At 64.4% G+C, this 15,586-nt stretch carries 18 protein-coding genes and 1 tRNA gene; 15 read left to right on the top strand and 4 right to left on the bottom strand.

Annotated elements, in window-relative coordinates; all coding sequences use genetic code 11:
- Positions 1-2: 2 nt before the first annotated feature.
- The 3 genes from G332_RS0107955 (at position 3) to G332_RS0107945 (ending at position 875) form a co-directional block, all read left to right on the top strand.
- Positions 3-302 carry an integration host factor subunit alpha gene (locus tag G332_RS0107955; protein WP_018873335.1) on the top strand — a complete coding sequence of 100 codons (300 nt, stop codon included), beginning with the start codon at positions 3-5 and terminating at the stop codon, positions 300-302.
- Positions 286-642 carry a MerR family transcriptional regulator gene (locus tag G332_RS0107950; protein WP_019626467.1) on the top strand — a complete coding sequence of 119 codons (357 nt, stop codon included), beginning with the start codon at positions 286-288 and terminating at the stop codon, positions 640-642. The genes G332_RS0107955 and G332_RS0107950 overlap by 17 nt, the downstream gene beginning before the upstream one ends.
- Positions 643-798: 156 nt before the next feature.
- Positions 799-875 (top strand) — tRNA-Pro (locus tag G332_RS0107945).
- A gap of 78 nt (positions 876-953) precedes the next feature.
- Here G332_RS0107945 and G332_RS0107940 read toward each other — a convergent pair.
- The 4 genes from G332_RS0107940 to flgA form a co-directional block, all read right to left on the bottom strand.
- On the bottom strand, positions 954-1,670 hold the full coding sequence (locus G332_RS0107940) for a flagellar brake protein (protein WP_019626466.1): 717 nt from the start codon (positions 1,668-1,670) through the stop codon (positions 954-956).
- Between the two features lie 82 nt (positions 1,671-1,752).
- Positions 1,753-2,238: a flagella synthesis protein FlgN gene (locus G332_RS0107935; RefSeq protein ID WP_019626465.1), complete on the bottom strand. Its 486-nt coding sequence runs from the start codon at positions 2,236-2,238 to the stop codon at positions 1,753-1,755.
- A gap of 4 nt (positions 2,239-2,242) precedes the next feature.
- Positions 2,243-2,554, bottom strand: coding sequence for a flagellar biosynthesis anti-sigma factor FlgM (flgM, locus tag G332_RS0107930; protein ID WP_019626464.1), 312 nt, complete (start codon positions 2,552-2,554; stop codon positions 2,243-2,245).
- 107 nt (positions 2,555-2,661) lie between these two features.
- Positions 2,662-3,390 carry a flagellar basal body P-ring formation chaperone FlgA gene (gene flgA, locus G332_RS0107925; RefSeq protein ID WP_019626463.1) on the bottom strand — a complete coding sequence of 243 codons (729 nt, stop codon included), beginning with the start codon at positions 3,388-3,390 and terminating at the stop codon, positions 2,662-2,664.
- A 292-nt stretch (positions 3,391-3,682) separates the two neighbouring features.
- Here flgA and G332_RS0107920 point away from each other — a divergent pair, with 292 nt between their 5' ends.
- The 12 genes from G332_RS0107920 (at position 3,683) to flgK (ending at position 15,564) form a co-directional block, all read left to right on the top strand.
- The gene (locus tag G332_RS0107920) at positions 3,683-4,621 is read left to right on the top strand and encodes a chemotaxis protein (protein WP_019626462.1); all 939 of its coding nucleotides are present in this window, start codon (positions 3,683-3,685) and stop codon (positions 4,619-4,621) included.
- A gap of 545 nt (positions 4,622-5,166) precedes the next feature.
- Positions 5,167-5,982: a protein-glutamate O-methyltransferase CheR gene (locus G332_RS0107915; RefSeq protein ID WP_019626461.1), complete on the top strand. Its 816-nt coding sequence runs from the start codon at positions 5,167-5,169 to the stop codon at positions 5,980-5,982.
- 198 nt (positions 5,983-6,180) lie between these two features.
- Entirely contained in the window at positions 6,181-6,588 is a 408-nt protein-coding gene (gene flgB / locus G332_RS0107910) for a flagellar basal body rod protein FlgB (RefSeq protein ID WP_019626460.1), read from the top strand.
- Between the two features lie 27 nt (positions 6,589-6,615).
- Positions 6,616-7,035 carry a flagellar basal body rod protein FlgC gene (flgC, locus tag G332_RS0107905; protein ID WP_019626459.1) on the top strand — a complete coding sequence of 140 codons (420 nt, stop codon included), beginning with the start codon at positions 6,616-6,618 and terminating at the stop codon, positions 7,033-7,035.
- 11 nt (positions 7,036-7,046) lie between these two features.
- Positions 7,047-7,721, top strand: coding sequence for a flagellar hook assembly protein FlgD (locus tag G332_RS0107900; RefSeq protein WP_019626458.1), 675 nt, complete (start codon positions 7,047-7,049; stop codon positions 7,719-7,721).
- A 42-nt stretch (positions 7,722-7,763) separates the two neighbouring features.
- Positions 7,764-9,011: a flagellar hook protein FlgE gene (flgE, locus tag G332_RS0107895; protein ID WP_019626457.1), complete on the top strand. Its 1,248-nt coding sequence runs from the start codon at positions 7,764-7,766 to the stop codon at positions 9,009-9,011.
- 32 nt (positions 9,012-9,043) lie between these two features.
- Positions 9,044-9,784: a flagellar basal-body rod protein FlgF gene (gene flgF / locus G332_RS0107890; RefSeq protein ID WP_019626456.1), complete on the top strand. Its 741-nt coding sequence runs from the start codon at positions 9,044-9,046 to the stop codon at positions 9,782-9,784.
- 45 nt (positions 9,785-9,829) lie between these two features.
- Positions 9,830-10,618 carry a flagellar basal-body rod protein FlgG gene (gene flgG / locus G332_RS0107885; RefSeq protein ID WP_019626455.1) on the top strand — a complete coding sequence of 263 codons (789 nt, stop codon included), beginning with the start codon at positions 9,830-9,832 and terminating at the stop codon, positions 10,616-10,618.
- Positions 10,619-10,622: 4 nt separating this feature from the next.
- On the top strand, positions 10,623-11,321 hold the full coding sequence (gene flgH / locus G332_RS0107880; RefSeq protein ID WP_019626454.1) for a flagellar basal body L-ring protein FlgH: 699 nt from the start codon (positions 10,623-10,625) through the stop codon (positions 11,319-11,321).
- 27 nt (positions 11,322-11,348) lie between these two features.
- Positions 11,349-12,566, top strand: a complete 1,218-nt coding sequence (locus G332_RS0107875) for a flagellar basal body P-ring protein FlgI (RefSeq protein ID WP_019626453.1) — start codon at positions 11,349-11,351, stop codon at positions 12,564-12,566.
- Entirely contained in the window at positions 12,566-13,615 is a 1,050-nt protein-coding gene (gene flgJ / locus G332_RS0107870; protein ID WP_019626452.1) for a flagellar assembly peptidoglycan hydrolase FlgJ, read from the top strand. Before G332_RS0107875 ends, flgJ begins: the two co-directional genes overlap by 1 nt.
- Before the next feature lie 62 nt (positions 13,616-13,677).
- Complete coding sequence (gene flgK / locus G332_RS0107865) at positions 13,678-15,564, top strand: flagellar hook-associated protein FlgK (RefSeq protein WP_026340703.1); 1,887 nt, start codon at positions 13,678-13,680, stop codon at positions 15,562-15,564.
- The last annotated feature ends 22 nt before the right edge of the window (positions 15,565-15,586 follow it).

Genomic DNA, 15,586 nt, shown 5'->3' with positions numbered 1-15,586 from the left:
CAATGGCAGCTGTAACCAAGGCGGATCTGGCCGCCGCGCTGAATGAAGAACTCGGTCTCAACAAGCGCGAGGCCAAGGAATTCGTCGAGATGTTTTTCGAGGAGATGCGCCAGTCGCTGGAAGCGGGCGAGGGCGTGAAGCTCTCCGGCTTCGGAAACTTCATCCTGCGCGACAAGAATCAGCGGCCCGGCCGCAATCCCAAGACGGGGGAAGAGATCCCGGTTTCGGCCCGGCGCGTGGTGACCTTCCGCCCCGGCCAAAAGCTGCGCGAGCGGGTAGAAAGCTATGCTGGAGGCGAGTAACCATCAGGAACTCCCGGCAATCCCGGGCAAGCGGTACTTCACGATTGGCGAAGTCGCCGAACTGTGCCAGGTTAAGCCGCACGTGCTGCGCTACTGGGAGCAGGAGTTCCCGATGCTGGAGCCGGTCAAGCGGCGCGGCAATCGGCGGTATTACCAGCGCCAGGATGTGATCCTGATCCGTCAGATTCGCACGCTGCTGTATGAAGAGGGCTACACCATCAACGGTGCCCGCCAGAAGCTCTCTGGTGACGAGGCCAAGGACGATCGGCAGCACGCCCGGCAGGTGATCCAGGACACGATCTCCGAACTCGAATCGATCCTGAAGGTGCTGCGGGTCTGAAACCGCCGGATCCCGTATGCGTTGGGAGGCGTCGGGTTTCCTGCAGTCACGGACGCGCGGCGAGTGTGCACATGGATCACGTGCTTCCCGGGAAAGGTCGGAAAATTGCCGTCGGAGCTTTCGTGAAGGGCGATAATCCGCTATGATTCGCGGCTTCGGGGCGTGGCGCAGCCTGGTAGCGCATCTGCATGGGGTGCAGAGGGTCGCAGGTTCAAATCCTGCCGTCCCGACCAAAATCGCAGGAACCGGAAAGGCCGCTCAAGCGGCCTTTTTTGTGCGCGGCATATGATTGATCGGCGCCACGGTGTGGTTCATTCCATGGAACGGCGCCGTGCTTCACGCTGATAGTAGAGCAGGGCGATGTTGATCTGGCGTTCCAGCCACTGGTCCGATCCGACAATCTCGAAGCCGGCGGATTCGTAGCCATCGCGAACACTCCGACGGCGGTTGGCCAGTTGGAGTTGGCCGGACAGCCGTTCGCGGACTTCCGGTAGCAACAGGTTGGAGAAGCTGGTGGGGCTCCCGGCCTTGAGCGTGTCCAGGGTCGTGGTCGGCAGTTCGATGCACATACCGCAGGCGGACAGGTCCGTGAGCTCACCAATGACCGGTTGTGACCAGCCCTGGCTGGACAGTTCGACCGCGGGGCGCTCGGCCATCGGGATATGCGCACGAAACGTCTCTCTTCGTTGCAGGTAGTACAGCGATTCCGGATAGGGGCATACATAGAGTGCGCCCTGTGCTTCCTGCTCGATTCGTGTGACGGTGCTGGAAAAACGCACGGCAATCCCGCGCAGGGCTGCGAACACGCGCAATGCCTGCCCCGTTTGCACATGCTCGTGGGCCCGGGAAGGGGTCAATTCGTCGAGAAAGATCTCCCTGGCCGTCGGGTCCAGGCGGACCAGTGCCGACCCGAACAGCGGGCCGTCTTCGGTGAGCCGCACGCTGATCAGGGTGAGCTTGTGGTCCAGATCCTTGAGGATCGCGGCAATGCGCGCAGGGTGATCGACCGTGTATTCGGTTTCGTCCATACGTCCATAACGTCAGGTGGATGTCAGGGCGCAAGGTACTCAGGCGTGGCTCGGAAAGCCAGCGGTCGCGAGCAGAAATCCATCAGGCCTGAGTGATCGGACGCCCACCCCGGTTGTTAGGGCGCGTGCGGCCGTAGGGGTCGTAGGTGGTGGCGGGGCCAACGTCTTCGCCGCGCAGGATCTGCATGGACAGTTCCACGCGTTGGCGATCGCGTTCGATCAGGCGGGCGTTGCCCTGGTTCAGAGTGTTGCAGCGTTCGATGGACTGGCGCAGGGCCTGCCAGTGGTCGTCCAGGGTCGCAGTGTCGTCGAGTCGCGAGAGCAGGCGTGCCATGCCGGCAGGTGTGAAGACCTCGTTTTCGGATTCGGCGATTTGTTGCTGTTGGCGGGTCTCGGCCTCGAGTTCCTGCAAGAGTGCCTGCTTGCTGGCGACGACGGTTTGCAGGGTCTCGGGCTCGCGCCCCTCGACCGCGCGGGTTTCCTGGAGCAGGGTATCCTCGAGCTGGTGAGCCAGACGGATCGAGGTCTCCAGGGAGTGTTGCAGGCGTTGGCGCGTGTCGGCATTCATGGAGTTAGCGCAGCATGCGTTCAAGGTCGATCATGCGGTCGGCCAGTTGTTCGTTGTCGATCGGATAGTTGCCGTTCGCGATGGCCTCGCGCAGTTCGGCCACGCGCGCGGCATCAAACGGCGCGGCGGTATTGCTGCCGGCGGCGTTCATGGCCTTGGCGGCGCTGGTGAGGGCGACCGAGTCGTCGCCCGCCACGGGGGCGTTGCCCGCGCCCTGGGGCTGGCTGGAGGCTCGGTCCGTGGGCTCGCGGCCTTTCACCGAGGTACTCGGGCTGTCCGGGCGCAGGTTGTTCGAGTTGAGGCCCTTGATATCCATGGTGAAGTCCTGTCGTTGTAACTGTGCTGCAGGTGTTAACGGCTACGTACACTGAAACTGTAGTGCCGATGGCGTTCATTATGGAACGGGCGTCACATGACGATGATTCATAGCGCGACGCGGACGTCTCCGGAGGCCTGGATCTCGCCTTCCACCACGCGCCCGGAAGAGGTGTTCTTGACCCGGATGCGGTCACCGAGGGTGCCGTTTTCCAGCGCCTCTCCCTGCATGCGAATCGCGATGGCGCCGTTCTCTGCCAGGATCGTGACACGCTGACCGCGGCTGATGATTTCGCGCTGGGTTACATGCTGGGTGCCGATGATCTGGCCGGACCGGATATTGCGGCGGGTCTGTTGTCCCACCAGTTCGGATTTGTCTTCATGATAGCTGCCGGCGTGACGCGATGTCTCAATGCGCTGGAAGCGCAGGTCGCCCGCGGTCAGGACGTGCTGGCGCGGCAGGCTGCGGTTGGCGACCAGGACACGGGCATGGCGTTCTACCGTGGCGGGTACGTAGAGCTGCCACGTGACCGGACCTGCGCACTGGAGGTGGATGGCGGTATTGCCTTCGCGGCGGCCGCCTGGCGGAAAGCTCGCGTTCAGACCCTCATGGCAGTAGGCCAGTCGTAGCCGGTTGTCGAGCTGCCCGATCTCGATCTGAATATCGGCGTCCGCGTCGGCCTCCAACTGCTGCATCAGGAACGCTTCGGCGGCCAGGCGGATATCCGCCACCGGGTGGATCTCGGCCTTCGCCGAGGCAGACAGTAACAGCAGTAGGCACAGGCCGAGGGCTGTCCAGGGCGCGCGCGCGGCGTTCTTTGGGGCTGATGTGTTCATATCCGGTTCCTGTCTGCCGGTCGCGAAGCTGCAGCGGCCTGGTGGCCGGCGGGTGTTGTCGCAGGGAACCCGTCACTGCACGTTCTCCTCTTGTTTCAAGGCATGCAGATGTTGTGCCAGTACCGGCGATGGCGTGGATTCAAGCCCCGGCAGGGGCGGCCGTTATCGGGATAGGGCGGGGGCAGGCCGACCGTGACGGGACTTGCGGTGACAGGCATGCCGCGCTCGGTGCACACTGAGGTTTCGAGGATTGCCTGCGTCGTTGGCGCTGCGGGACAAGGAGAGCGGCAGGATGAGTCAATTCATTGACGATGTGAATCAGCGCACGCAGATGGTGGGGCAGAACCGGATGGAACTGTTGCTGTTCCACCTCGGTGGGTCGCAAGCCTTCGGGATCAACGTGTTCAAGGTGCGGGAGGTGATCCCGTCGCCGCCGCTACGCCAGCTCCCCGGTTCCATGAGCCTGGTACGGGGTGTCGCGACCTTGCGCGGCCGCACAGTGCCGATCATCGACCTGGCGCGGGCGATGGGGCTGCGCGGCGCGGCAGCAGCGGATACCGGCGCCGGTCAAAAGGTGGTGGTCACCGAATTCAACCGCGCGATCCAGGGCTTTCTGGTGTCTGCGGTGGACCGGATCGTCAACGTGAACTGGCAGGACGTGAAATCCCCGCCGCGCGGTACCGGGACGGATTCGTTCCTGGTTGCGGTCACGGAAATCGACAACAAGCTGGTCGAGATCATCGATGTTGAACGTGTGTTGTCGATCGTCAACCCGTTACCGACCGAGGTGTCGGCATCACTCCGCGAGGATGCGGCGAGTCAGCAGGCACGCAAGATCGTGATCGTCGATGACTCGGTGGTCGCGCGCAAGCAGATCGAAGGCGCGATCCAGGGCCTGGGTTTCGATTACCAGACCTTCAAGGATGGACTGGAGGCGCTGGAGTTTCTCGAGCAGACCGCAGCCGAGGGCCCGGTGCGGGATGTGGTGGAACTGATCATCTCCGATATCGAAATGCCGCGTATGGATGGTTATACGCTGACGACGCGGATTCGGGACAACCCGGAGCTGCAGGATCTGAAGATCCTGCTGCATTCCTCGTTGAGCGGAGAGTTCAATACGGATATGGTTCGACGGGTCGGTGCCGACGCGTTCCTGTCGAAATTCGACCCGGACGAACTGGCGGTTGCCGTGCTGGACCAGACCCGGCATCCGGACCGGCCCCCCGGATGAGCCCCGGCAAGCGGCGGCGGATTGCCGCCGGGTCAGCGCCGACCGGCGTGCGCTGGCCGGTTTGTGCCGCCGCAGGCCCCGTGCCGCACCGCGCCGGACCCCGTATACTGAGTGGCTTGTGGCCGCGCACGGTTTTGTCGGGAACGCGTCATCATCCATTACGAAGGAATCAAACGGTTCATGTACACACTCGTGCTCGAATCGCCGGGGCTGGTACCCGGAGGCCTGTCGGATTGGGGACGGAACCGCTGCGTGTGCGGGACAGCGGTCCCTTTTCTCGCTCTCGCGTTACATGGTTTCACCCTGCGCCTCGCGAGACCGAAAAACGGGCCTCGCGCCCCCGCAACGCTCGCGACGATCACCCAGACCCGACAGGCTCCCGGGGTTGCCCGATCCCGGGTTCCGGCCCGCATCCGTCAACAACGGGCGAGTAGAGCCACTGCCGGCTGCGCAGCGCTTCGGGCCTCGGAAGGCCCGGGGTGCCGCGAGCGTGTACATGAATCCGTCTCGACAGAGCATGTTGGACTGCGCTCAGGGATGAACCAGTGATCGATTCCCGCGACTACGAAGAATTCTCCCGTTTCCTGCGGGACTGCTGCGGCCTGGTGCTGGGTGACAGCCGGCAGTACCTGGTGTCCAGCCGCCTGTCGCGGCTGCTGGAAGAGTTCAGCTTCGAGAGTGTTCCGGAACTGCTGAGGGCGATGCGCCAGTCGCCCAACCCGCGGCTGCGCACGCGCGTCATCGACGCGATGACCACCAACGAGACTTCCTGGTTTCGGGATGGCTTTCCGTTCGAGATCCTGCGCCATGTGCTGTTGCCGGAACTCTCGGCTCGCGGGGGCAGCATCAAGGTCTGGTCGGCGGCCTGCTCCAGCGGCCAGGAGGCCTACAGTATCTCGATGGTGGTCTCCGAATGGGAGGAGTCACGGCCGCCGCGGAAGGTGCCGGTCTCCATCCTCGGTACGGATTTGTCGGAACAGGTGCTCGAGGATGCGCGTCGAGCCGTCTACGACGGTCTGAGCATCGTGCGCGGGTTGAGCGAGGCGCGCCGGGCGCGCTTTTTCGAGGAGGTGGCGGACGGCCACAGGGTGATTCCGGAGGTGCAGCGCCGGTGTCGCTTCCAGAAGCTCAACCTGGTCGATCGCTACACCGCCCTGGGCAAGTTCGACCTGGTGTTCTGCCGCAACGTGTTGATCTATTTTTCCGCTGACACCAAGCGACAGGTTCTTGACGGTATTGCGCGGCAGATGAACCCCGGTGGTTATCTGTTTCTTGGCGCTTCCGAGACGGCAGGCCCCTACAGCGACGCCTTCGAGACAGTTCGCACCGAATACGGCTCGGTTCTGCGCGTCAAATCCTGAATCTGCAGCCCGGTGCCGCAATGGCACCGCAGTCGCAATCGCAGTCCAGGCGAGTGTCCCGTACCGGTCTGGAGCGTTTGCTCGCATTCCTTCCCTTGAGTTCCTGGCATACCCCTTGCATCAATCCTCCTGCAAGGGGCCGTCGTTGCGCCCCGCATTCGCAACAACAGACCGCCAGAGGCGGCCGGGAAGATAGCGATGAGTCTTTCTCTGGACAAGGCAATGGGGATTCTGCCGCAGGCAGTCAACGTACGCGCTCAGCGCATGGAGCTGCTGGCATCCAACATCGCCAACGCCGATACCCCGAACTACAAGGCACGTGACATCGATTTCCGCGCGGTGCTCGAGGCGGCTGCCGGTGGCGGCAACACCTTGCCCCTGGCGCGCAGCCAGGCGGCCCACCTGGATCCCGGCGCTGGCGGCATGAACGGGTCCGTGGAAGCGCTTTATCGCGTCCCGTCACAGCCGTCGCTGGATGGCAACACGGTTGATCCGCAGATGGAGAGAGCGGCCTTTGCGGAGAACGCCGTCCAGTACCAGAGCAGTCTCGAATTTCTTAACCGCCGGGTGTCCGGTATCCGCGAGGCCCTGCGTGGCGATCGTTAAGCCGGATCGGAACGGGAGATCGATGTCGTGAGCAACCTTTTCAGCCTCTTCAATACTTCTGCCTCGGCGTTGTCGGCGCAGTCGGTGCGCTTGAATACCGTGGCCTCCAACCTGGCCAATGCGAACACGGCGGCCACCAACCCGGATGAGGCCTATCGCGCCAAGCAGGTGCTGTTTCAGAGCGTGATGGACCAGGCCAGCCCCAATGGTGCGGCGACGTCCGTGCGGGTTGCGGGTATTACCGAGTCGCAGGCGGCACCGCATGCGCATTACGAGCCGCATCACCCGCAGGCGAACGAGGAGGGCTATATCTTCCGGCCGGCCATCAGCGTGGTCGAGGAGATGGCGAACATGATGTCTGCCTCGCGCAATTACGAAGCGAACGTGGAGGTGATGGAGACCTCGCGTCAGCTGCTCCAGCGCACATTGCAGATCGGCCAGGGCTAGAGGAATTCACCATGACACAGATATCCCCCGAATTGCTGGATCGTCTCGGCCTTTCGCGTCCTGACAAGAAGCCGGAAGGCGAGATGGACCGTTTGGGCCAATCGGATTTCCTGAAGCTGATGACCACCCAGCTTGAGAACCAGGACCCGATGGACCCTATGGAAAACGGCGATTTCCTGGGACAGATGGCCCAGTTCTCGACGGTGACCGGGATTGAGCAGTTGTCGAAGTCGTTCGAGAAGCTGGCGCAGTCGCTGGGGCAGAACCAGACCCTGCAGGCGGCCTCGCTGGTGGGCAAGGATGTGCTGGTCCCCGTGGAGTTTGGCGAGCTGGGTCCTGACGGGCGTCTCAACGGGGCGGTCGACCTGGAGCGTTCCACGGAGGAGTTGCAGATCGATGTCTACAGCCCGAATGGAGAACGCATCCGCCGCATGAACCTGGGGGCGGCCGGCAGCGGCCTGCAGGAGTTTGCCTGGAATGGCGAGCGTGACGACGGGACCCTGGCGCCCCCGGGCGTCTACGAATTCAAGGCCACGGCGCGTTCCGGAACGCAGGCGGAGGCCGTGGATACCTTTCTCGATGCCCGCGTGGAGAGTGTTGCGATGGACCCGGACGCCGGATTGGCACTGACCGTGCAGGGTCTGGGCGAGATCAGCTTTGCGGATGTACGACGTATTGGCGGCTGACGGCCGGTCGGCGGCGCATAAACCTTAACGGAGGAATCACCCATGCCCTTCAATATCGGATTGAGCGGACTCAATGCGGCCCAGGCCGACCTGCAGACGACCGGTCACAATGTGTCCAACGCGGGGACCACGGGCTTCAAACGTTCGCGTGCGGAGTTCGGTGATGTCTTCGCCCAGACCTTCGGGGGCATCAGCCAGACCGCGATCGGGTCCGGGACCCGGCTGCAGGCGGTCACCCAGCAGTTCTCGCAGGGGCGGACCGAGTTCACGGAGAACGGCCTGGATCTGGCGATCAACGGCGAGGGTTTCTTTGTCCTTAATGATCAGGGGAACACCGTGTACACGCGGGCCGGCGAGTTTCAGGTAGACCGTGACGGCTTTCTGGTGAACAACCAGGGGCAGCAGTTACAGGGCTATCCGCCGCAGAATGCGAGTGCGGCAGACCCGGAATTCAATACCGGGCAGCTTAATGACATTCGGTTGCAGACGGGCGATGCGGACCCGCAGGCGACCGGCGAGATCGAGGCCCTGGTCAATCTTCGTTCGGACGCAGAAAACCTTGATCCCGCCCTTTTCGATGCGGCGGATCCGGATACCTACAACTTTTCGACCGCCTTGACGGTGTACGACTCTCTCGGAACGGCCAGGGATGCAAACCTCTTCTTCGTCAAGACGGCCGACCTTGAGTGGCAGGCCCACGCCCGGGTCGAGGCGGGTGTCGATGCCGCCGGCGACCCGGTGGCCTTTGACGCAGGGCCGTTCGACCTGTCGTTCAACAATTCCGGAACGCTGGAGGAACCTACCACGTTCAACCTCACCACCCCCGACTTCCCCAATGGCGCGGCCGGTCTGGACACCGAGCTCGATTTCGGGGGTACGACCCAGTTTGGCGGTGACTTCGCGGTGAACGACCTGAGCCAGGACGGTTTCGCCTCCGGACGCCTGACCGGCGTGGATATCGATGACTCGGGGGTGGTGTTCGCCCGTTTCACCAATGGGCAATCCAGGGTGCTCGGGCAGGTCGCGATGGCCAATTTCACCAATCCGCAGGGACTGGAAAAGCTGGGTAACAACAATTGGGCCGAGACCTTTGCCGCGGGTGATCCCGTGTTGGCGGCCCCTGGCACCAGCAACCTGGGGACCATTCAGGCGGGGGCACTGGAGGCCGCCAATGTGGATATTGCCCAGGAGCTGGTGAACCTGATTACTGCGCAGCGCAACTTCCAGGCGAATGCGCAGACGATCTCCACGGCTGACCAGATCACGCAGACAATCATCAATATCCGCTAAATATCGGATAAATAAACGGTGAGGGCTTGAGCATGGATCGATTTCTGTACATCGCGATGTCCGGTGCGAAGGAGACGATGCACGCACAGGCCATCAATAACCACAACCTGGCCAACGCCAACACGGATGGTTTCCGCCAAGCGCTGGCCACGGCGGATACCGCACCGGTGCGAGGTCCGGTCCATGCCTCGCGTGACTACGCCCAGGTGGGCAACGAGGCGGTGGATTTCAGCAAGGGCGTGATGAAGAGCACCGGACGCGACCTGGATATCGCCATCGATGGCGAGGGCTTTATCGCGGTTCAGGGGCCCGATGGCGAAGAAGGCTACACCCGCGCCGGCTCCCTGCACGTGGATGCCTTCGGCCTGCTGCGCACGGCGCAGGGGCATCAGGTTCTGGGGGACGGGGGACCGATTGCCATCCCGCCGGCGGAGAAGATCGAAGTGGGTACCGACGGCACGATCAGTGTGCAACCTCTGGGCGTCGGGCCGGAGGCCCTGGCGGCGGTGGAACGCATCCGCCTGGTCAATCCGGACACGGAGACGCTCCAGCGCGGGGATGACGGCCTGTTCCGCCTGGCGGACGGGGGCGCTGCGCCCGCCGATGCCGCAGTCCGGGTTGTCTCGGGAATGCTGGAGGGCAGCAACGTGAACACCGTGGAGGCGCTGACACGAATGATCGAGCTGTCCCGTCACTTCGAGATGCAGGTGAAGATGATGGACAGCGCCAACTCGCTGGAACAGAGCAGTAACCGCCTGCTGGGCCTCGGTTAATCGCCGGGGCCTCGCGCGGCACTTGAGAGAAAACAGGAGAACACCATGAACCAGGCACTGTGGATCGCCAAGACCGGCCTCGACGCGCAGCACACGCGCATGTCGACGGTCTCGAACAACCTGGCCAACGTGAATACCACGGGCTTCAAGAAAGATCGTGCGGTATTCGAGGATCTGATCTATCAGACGGTACGCCAGCCGGGTGCCCAGGCCACTCAGGATCGGCAGTTGCCGTCGGGCCTGCAGATCGGCACCGGGGTGCGCGCCGTCTCCACCGAGAAGATGTTCGAGCAGGGCAATCTGCAGCAGACGGACAACTCGCTGGATATCGCCATCGAGGGCCGCGGTTTCTTCCAGATCCTGCTACCGGACGGCAACGTGGGTTACACCCGTGACGGCAGTTTCCAGCTGAATTCGGATGGCCAGGTCGTGATGTCCAACGGCTACCCCCTGCAGCCGGGCCTGTTCGTGCCGGAGGATACCCAGTCGCTGACCATTGGCAAGGATGGCACGGTGAGCGCGCAGATCCCGGGCGAGGCGGCGCCGGTGGAGCTCGGGAACATCCAGCTGGCGGATTTTGTGAACCCGGCCGGTCTGCAGGCCGTAGGCGAGAACCTGTTTCGCGAGAGCGCGGCCTCGGGGGTCGCACAGCAGTCCCTGCCGGGGCTGAATGGCACCGGCACCGTGATCCAGGGGATGCTCGAGACCTCGAACGTGAACATCGCCGAGGAGCTGGTCAACATGATCGAGACCCAGCGCGCCTACGAGGTCAACTCCAAGGCGATCTCCGCGGCCGACCAGTCGCTGCAGTTCGTCAACCAGACGATCGGGTGACGGGATGAATCGCCCCCGACACCTGCTTCGCCCCGCGCTCGCCGCCGGCATGGCCCTGCTGCTGTCGGCCTGCGCGGCCACTCAGCCCACCCAGCCGGGGGACGACCCTGCCTACCACCCGGTGATGCCGGCGCAGCCGGTTCCGCAGGCGCAGAACAACGGTGGCATTTATCAGGCGGCCCATTCCCAGGGCCTGTTCGAGGACTACAAGGCGCGCAATGTCGGCGACATCCTCACCGTGATCCTGGCCGAGAGCACGCAGGCGCAGAAGTCGGCTTCCACCTCTACCTCGAAGGATGCCGATCTGGAACTGGGCAATCTCACGGCCTTCGGACGCGATGCCACCCTCAACGGGCGCCCGTTGTTCGGCGCCAGCAATTCCAGCTCGCGCAGTTTCGGGGGCTCCGGGGATTCTGCCCAGAGCAATCAGCTGGACGGCGAGATCACCGTGACCGTGGCCGAGGTGCTGCCGAACGGGAACCTGGTGATCCAGGGCGAGAAGTGGCTGGGCATTAACCAGGGCGAGGAATATGTGCGCTTTCGCGGCATCGTGCGTCCGGTGGACGTGACCACGAACAACACCGTGCTCTCGACCCAGGTCGCGAATGCGCGGGTGTACTACGGCGGGTCCGGCGTGCTGGCGGACAGCAATACCCCCGGCTGGATCACCCGCTTCTTCAACAGCCCGATGTGGCCCTTCTGATCCGGCATGACGGCGGCGAGGTACGACATGGATTCCATCCCCCTCAAGCAACACGGTTCCGGCCCGTGGGCCCGGTGGTCCGGTGACTGGCGCCGGGCGCTGCTGCTGGTTCTGGTCGTACTCCTGGTGGCCGGTCTGGGCAACGCCTCGGTGTCGGCCCAGACCGCCATCCAGCAACAGGCCGCGCTGCAGGAGCGCAACTACATGGAACGGGTCAAGGACGTGGCCAGTATTTCCGGCGTCCGGGACAACCAGCTCATCGGCTACGGCCTGGTGGTCGGGCTTGACGGGACAGGGGACCAGACCACCCAGACCCCGTTCACCGTACAGAGCCTGAACAACATGCTGGGGCAACTGGGGCTCACACCGGATGCCGGAAATCCGCAGCTGCGCAATGTGGCGGCGGTGATGGTGACGGCCGAACTGCCGCCGTTCGCCAAGGCCGGGCAGCGCATTGACGTGACCGTGTCCTCCATGGGTAATGCGACCAGTCTGCGGGGCGGTACGCTGCTGATGACGCCGCTCAAGGGCGCCGACGGGCAGACCTACAGCATTGCCCAGGGCAACCTGGTCGTGGGTGGCTTCGGTGCGGAAGGGACGGATGGTTCGCGCATTACGGTCAACGTGCCCAGCGTCGGGCGCATCCCCAACGGGGCGACGGTCGAGCGCGAGGTCCCCACCGCCTTTGCTCAGGGCGAGTACGTGACCCTGAATCTTAATCGACCGGATTTCACGACGGCTAACCGCCTGGTGGAGACGGTCAACGATACCTTCGGCCAGGGCGTGGCCCAGGCCCTGGATGGTTCATCCGTACGCGTGCGTGCGCCGTCGAACCCGGACCATCGGGTCGGATTCGTGGCCGAGCTGGAGAACTTGCCCATCGAACGGGGCACGCCGCCGGCACGGGTGATCGTCAACTCGCGCACCGGGACTGTGGTGATCGGGTCCAGCGTGCAGGTCACTCCGGCTGCGGTCTCCCACGGCAGCCTGACCGTGACCATCAGCGAGGCACCACAGGTGGTGCAGCCCGCCCCCCTGGCCGAGGGCGAGACGGCGGTCCAGCCGGATACCGATATCGCGATCGAAGAGGGTGACAACACCATGTTCCTGTTCGATCCGGGCACCTCGCTGAACGAGATCGTGCGCGCGGTGAACAACGTGGGTGCGGCGCCGGGGGATCTGGTCGCGATCCTGGAGGCCCTGCGCGAGGCGGGTGCGCTGCGCGCGGAGCTGGTGGTGATCTGATGATCGACTCGGGCGTCGATACCCGGATGCAGACCCGTGCGGCCCTGGCGGCAGACCCTGGCGGGCTGCAGGACCTCGCGCGCGGCGCGCGTGCGGGCGATCAGCAGGGGCTGGAGCGGGTTGCCCGCGAGTTCGAGGCCATGCTGATCGGGCAGATGCTGAAGCAGATGCGGGAGGCCTCGCTGGGCGATGGCCTGTTCGATAACGACCAGAGCCGGATGTACCTGGAGATGCAGGACCAGGAATTCGCCAGGGCCATGAGCCAGGGCGAAGGGATCGGCCTGCGCGACGCCCTGATGCGCCAGCTCTCGGCGCAGCAGCCCGTTGATGCCGAGGCCCCGGATGCCCCCGAGCGCCAGGCCGCGCTCGAGCTGCCGCGGCGGCGAGCGGAACTGGATACCCTGCGTGCCCCCCGGGGCGACGCCGCACCGGAGCTGCCGCCGGTGGGGCCGCAGCAGCCCGCGTCTGCCACCGAAGTAACGAACCGTCCCGAAGTGGAACAGGCGCCGACGCCGACCCCGGTGGCCTGGCCGCCACAGGATCCGGCCGAGTTCGTGCAGACCCTGGAGCCGATGGCGCGTGATGCGGCGGCGGAACTGGGCATCGAGCCGGGCATCTTGCTCGCACAGAGTGCGCTGGAGACGGGCTGGGGCCGTCATGTGCCGACCCGGCCCGATGGCCAGCCGAGTTTTAACCTGTTCGGTATCAAGGCCGATAGCCGCTGGGACGGGGCCAGTGTCTCCGTGGGTACGCTGGAGTTTCGAGACGGTGTCGCGCAGCGCGAGCAGGCGCGTTTTCGTGCCTATGCCGATCCGGCGGAATCGTTTGCCGATTATGTCGAGTTCATTCGCAACAATCCGCGCTATCACCGGGCCCTGCAGGCCGGGGATGATGCGCAGTACATCCGTGAGTTGCAGGCGGCGGGTTACGCGACGGACCCGGCCTATGCCGACAAGGTTCTGCGGGTACGGGACCAGCTCGCCACGCATCAGAGCGACGGAGCGACTCAAGTTACGGCCGCGGCGGCCGTTACCCGTCACGAGGGGTAGGGCATGAACAACACGCGCCACAATCGAATCTCTGAACCGGCCTGCCGCCGGGGGGGTACCGCATGAGTGCATCCGGTATTGGTACCTCCGCGTTGCTGGCGTTCCAGCGTGCGATCGGCACCACCAGCAACAACATCGCCAACTCCGCGACCGAAGGTTACAGCCGCCAGCGCACCGAGCTGTCCAATCTGAAACCGCAGTTCCTCGGGGGCAGTTTCCAGGGGCAGGGTGTGCAGGTGGACACGGTTCGCCGCATCTCGGACGATTTTGTGAATACGCAGCTGCGCAATTCGATCTCGGCGCAATCCAATGCGGAGCTGCGGGCCGCGCTGTCCGGTCGTATCGACGATCTGCTGGGCAGTTCCAGTTCCGGGCTTGCCCCGGTTCTGCAGGACTTCTTCGACGCCGGCCAGGACCTGGCGAACGACCCTGCCTCCAGCGCTGCGCGCACGGTGTTCCTGACCGAGTCCGAGTCGCTGGCCGAACGCTTCCGCTCCATCGATCAGCGGCTCGAAGAGCAGGGCGACATCCTCAACGGCCAGATCCGCACCAATGTCGAGGAGACCAATGCGCTGACCCGAGCGGTCGCGGGCCTCAATCGCGAGATCGTCGCGAAGTCCACGCAGGGGGCCCCCAATGACCTCCTCGACCAACGCGATCGCGTGCTGAACGAACTGGCCGAGAAGGTCAATGTGCGCGTGACCGAACAGGACGATGGAGCGGTCAACGTGTTCGTGGGGAACGGCCAGGCGCTGGTGCTGGGTGGCGATAATCGCGAGCTGGTGGCGGAGCCCCTGACCGGCGACCCGCGTGCCCCGGATATCGGACTGGCCACGAGCGGGGACCCGGTGAACATCTCGCGCTTTGTCCAGGGGGGCGAACTGGGCGCGCTGCTGGAAACGCGAACGGGGGTCATCGACGAGGCCCGTAACACCCTCGGCCGGCTGGCGATCAGCATCGGTGCGGAGTTTAATCAGCAGAACAACCTGGGCCTGGACCAGAACGGTGCACTGGGCGCCGATATCTTTGATATTGGTGCGCCAGCGGTGCGCGCGTTTCCGGGCAATGCCGCGGGCGCCAATCCCGAGGTCAGCTTCGGTGATACCCGCGATCTGACGACGTCGGATTACCGGCTCGGCTTTGATGGTGCTGACTACCAGCTGACACGGCTGGCGGATGGCGAGACGACGACCCTCACTCTCGATGGCAACGGTGTTGCGGAACCGGTCGATGGTCTGATCATTGACGTCGACGGACTGGCCGGGGCCGTGGATGGTGATCAGTGGCGGATCCAGCCCAGCCGGGCCGGTGCACGGGATCTCGCGGTGGAGATGACCGATCCCGCGGGTATCGCGGCGGCCGCGGCCGTCCGCGCCGATCAGGACGAGGACAACACGGGCAGCGCCCGCATTGCATCGGTACGGGCTGTCGATGCCGATGCCCCGCAGCTGCTGGATGATGCGGTGGTGACATTCGATGCTGCGGCGCAGGCATTCGAGGTCAACGGCGAGACTTTCGCGCTGGATCCGGACGGGGTCACCACGGTCAGCGCCAACGGCTGGGAGATGGAGATCCGCGGGACGCCCGCGGACGGGGATGTCTTCGAAGTGGGCAGCAATGAGGGCTTCCCCGGGGACAATCGCAACATGCTGGCCATGAACGACCTTGCGGACGAGCGCCTGGTCGGGGGCAACCGTACGTTCGGTGATGGTTACAACAGCCTGCTGGCGCAGGTCGGGACCCGCACGCGGCAGGCCCAGGTTGCGCAGGAGTCCGCGGATGCGCAACTGGAACAGGCACGGGCCCAGCGCGAGGCGGTGTCCGGCGTCAATCTGGATGAAGAGGCGGCGGATCTGATCCGCTACCAGCAGGCTTACCAGGCGGCGGCCCAGGTCATCTCGGTCAGTAATTCGCTGTTCGATTCACTGCTCGGCGCAGTCCGCCGCTAGCCAGCCCACCGGGAGACACGGC

The organism is Thioalkalivibrio sp. ALJT, assembly GCF_000381825.1.
GTDB lineage: Bacteria > Pseudomonadota > Gammaproteobacteria > Ectothiorhodospirales > Ectothiorhodospiraceae > Thioalkalivibrio.
Note: the sequence above shows the minus strand (reverse complement) of the source record. Positions and strands in the feature narration are given on the sequence as shown.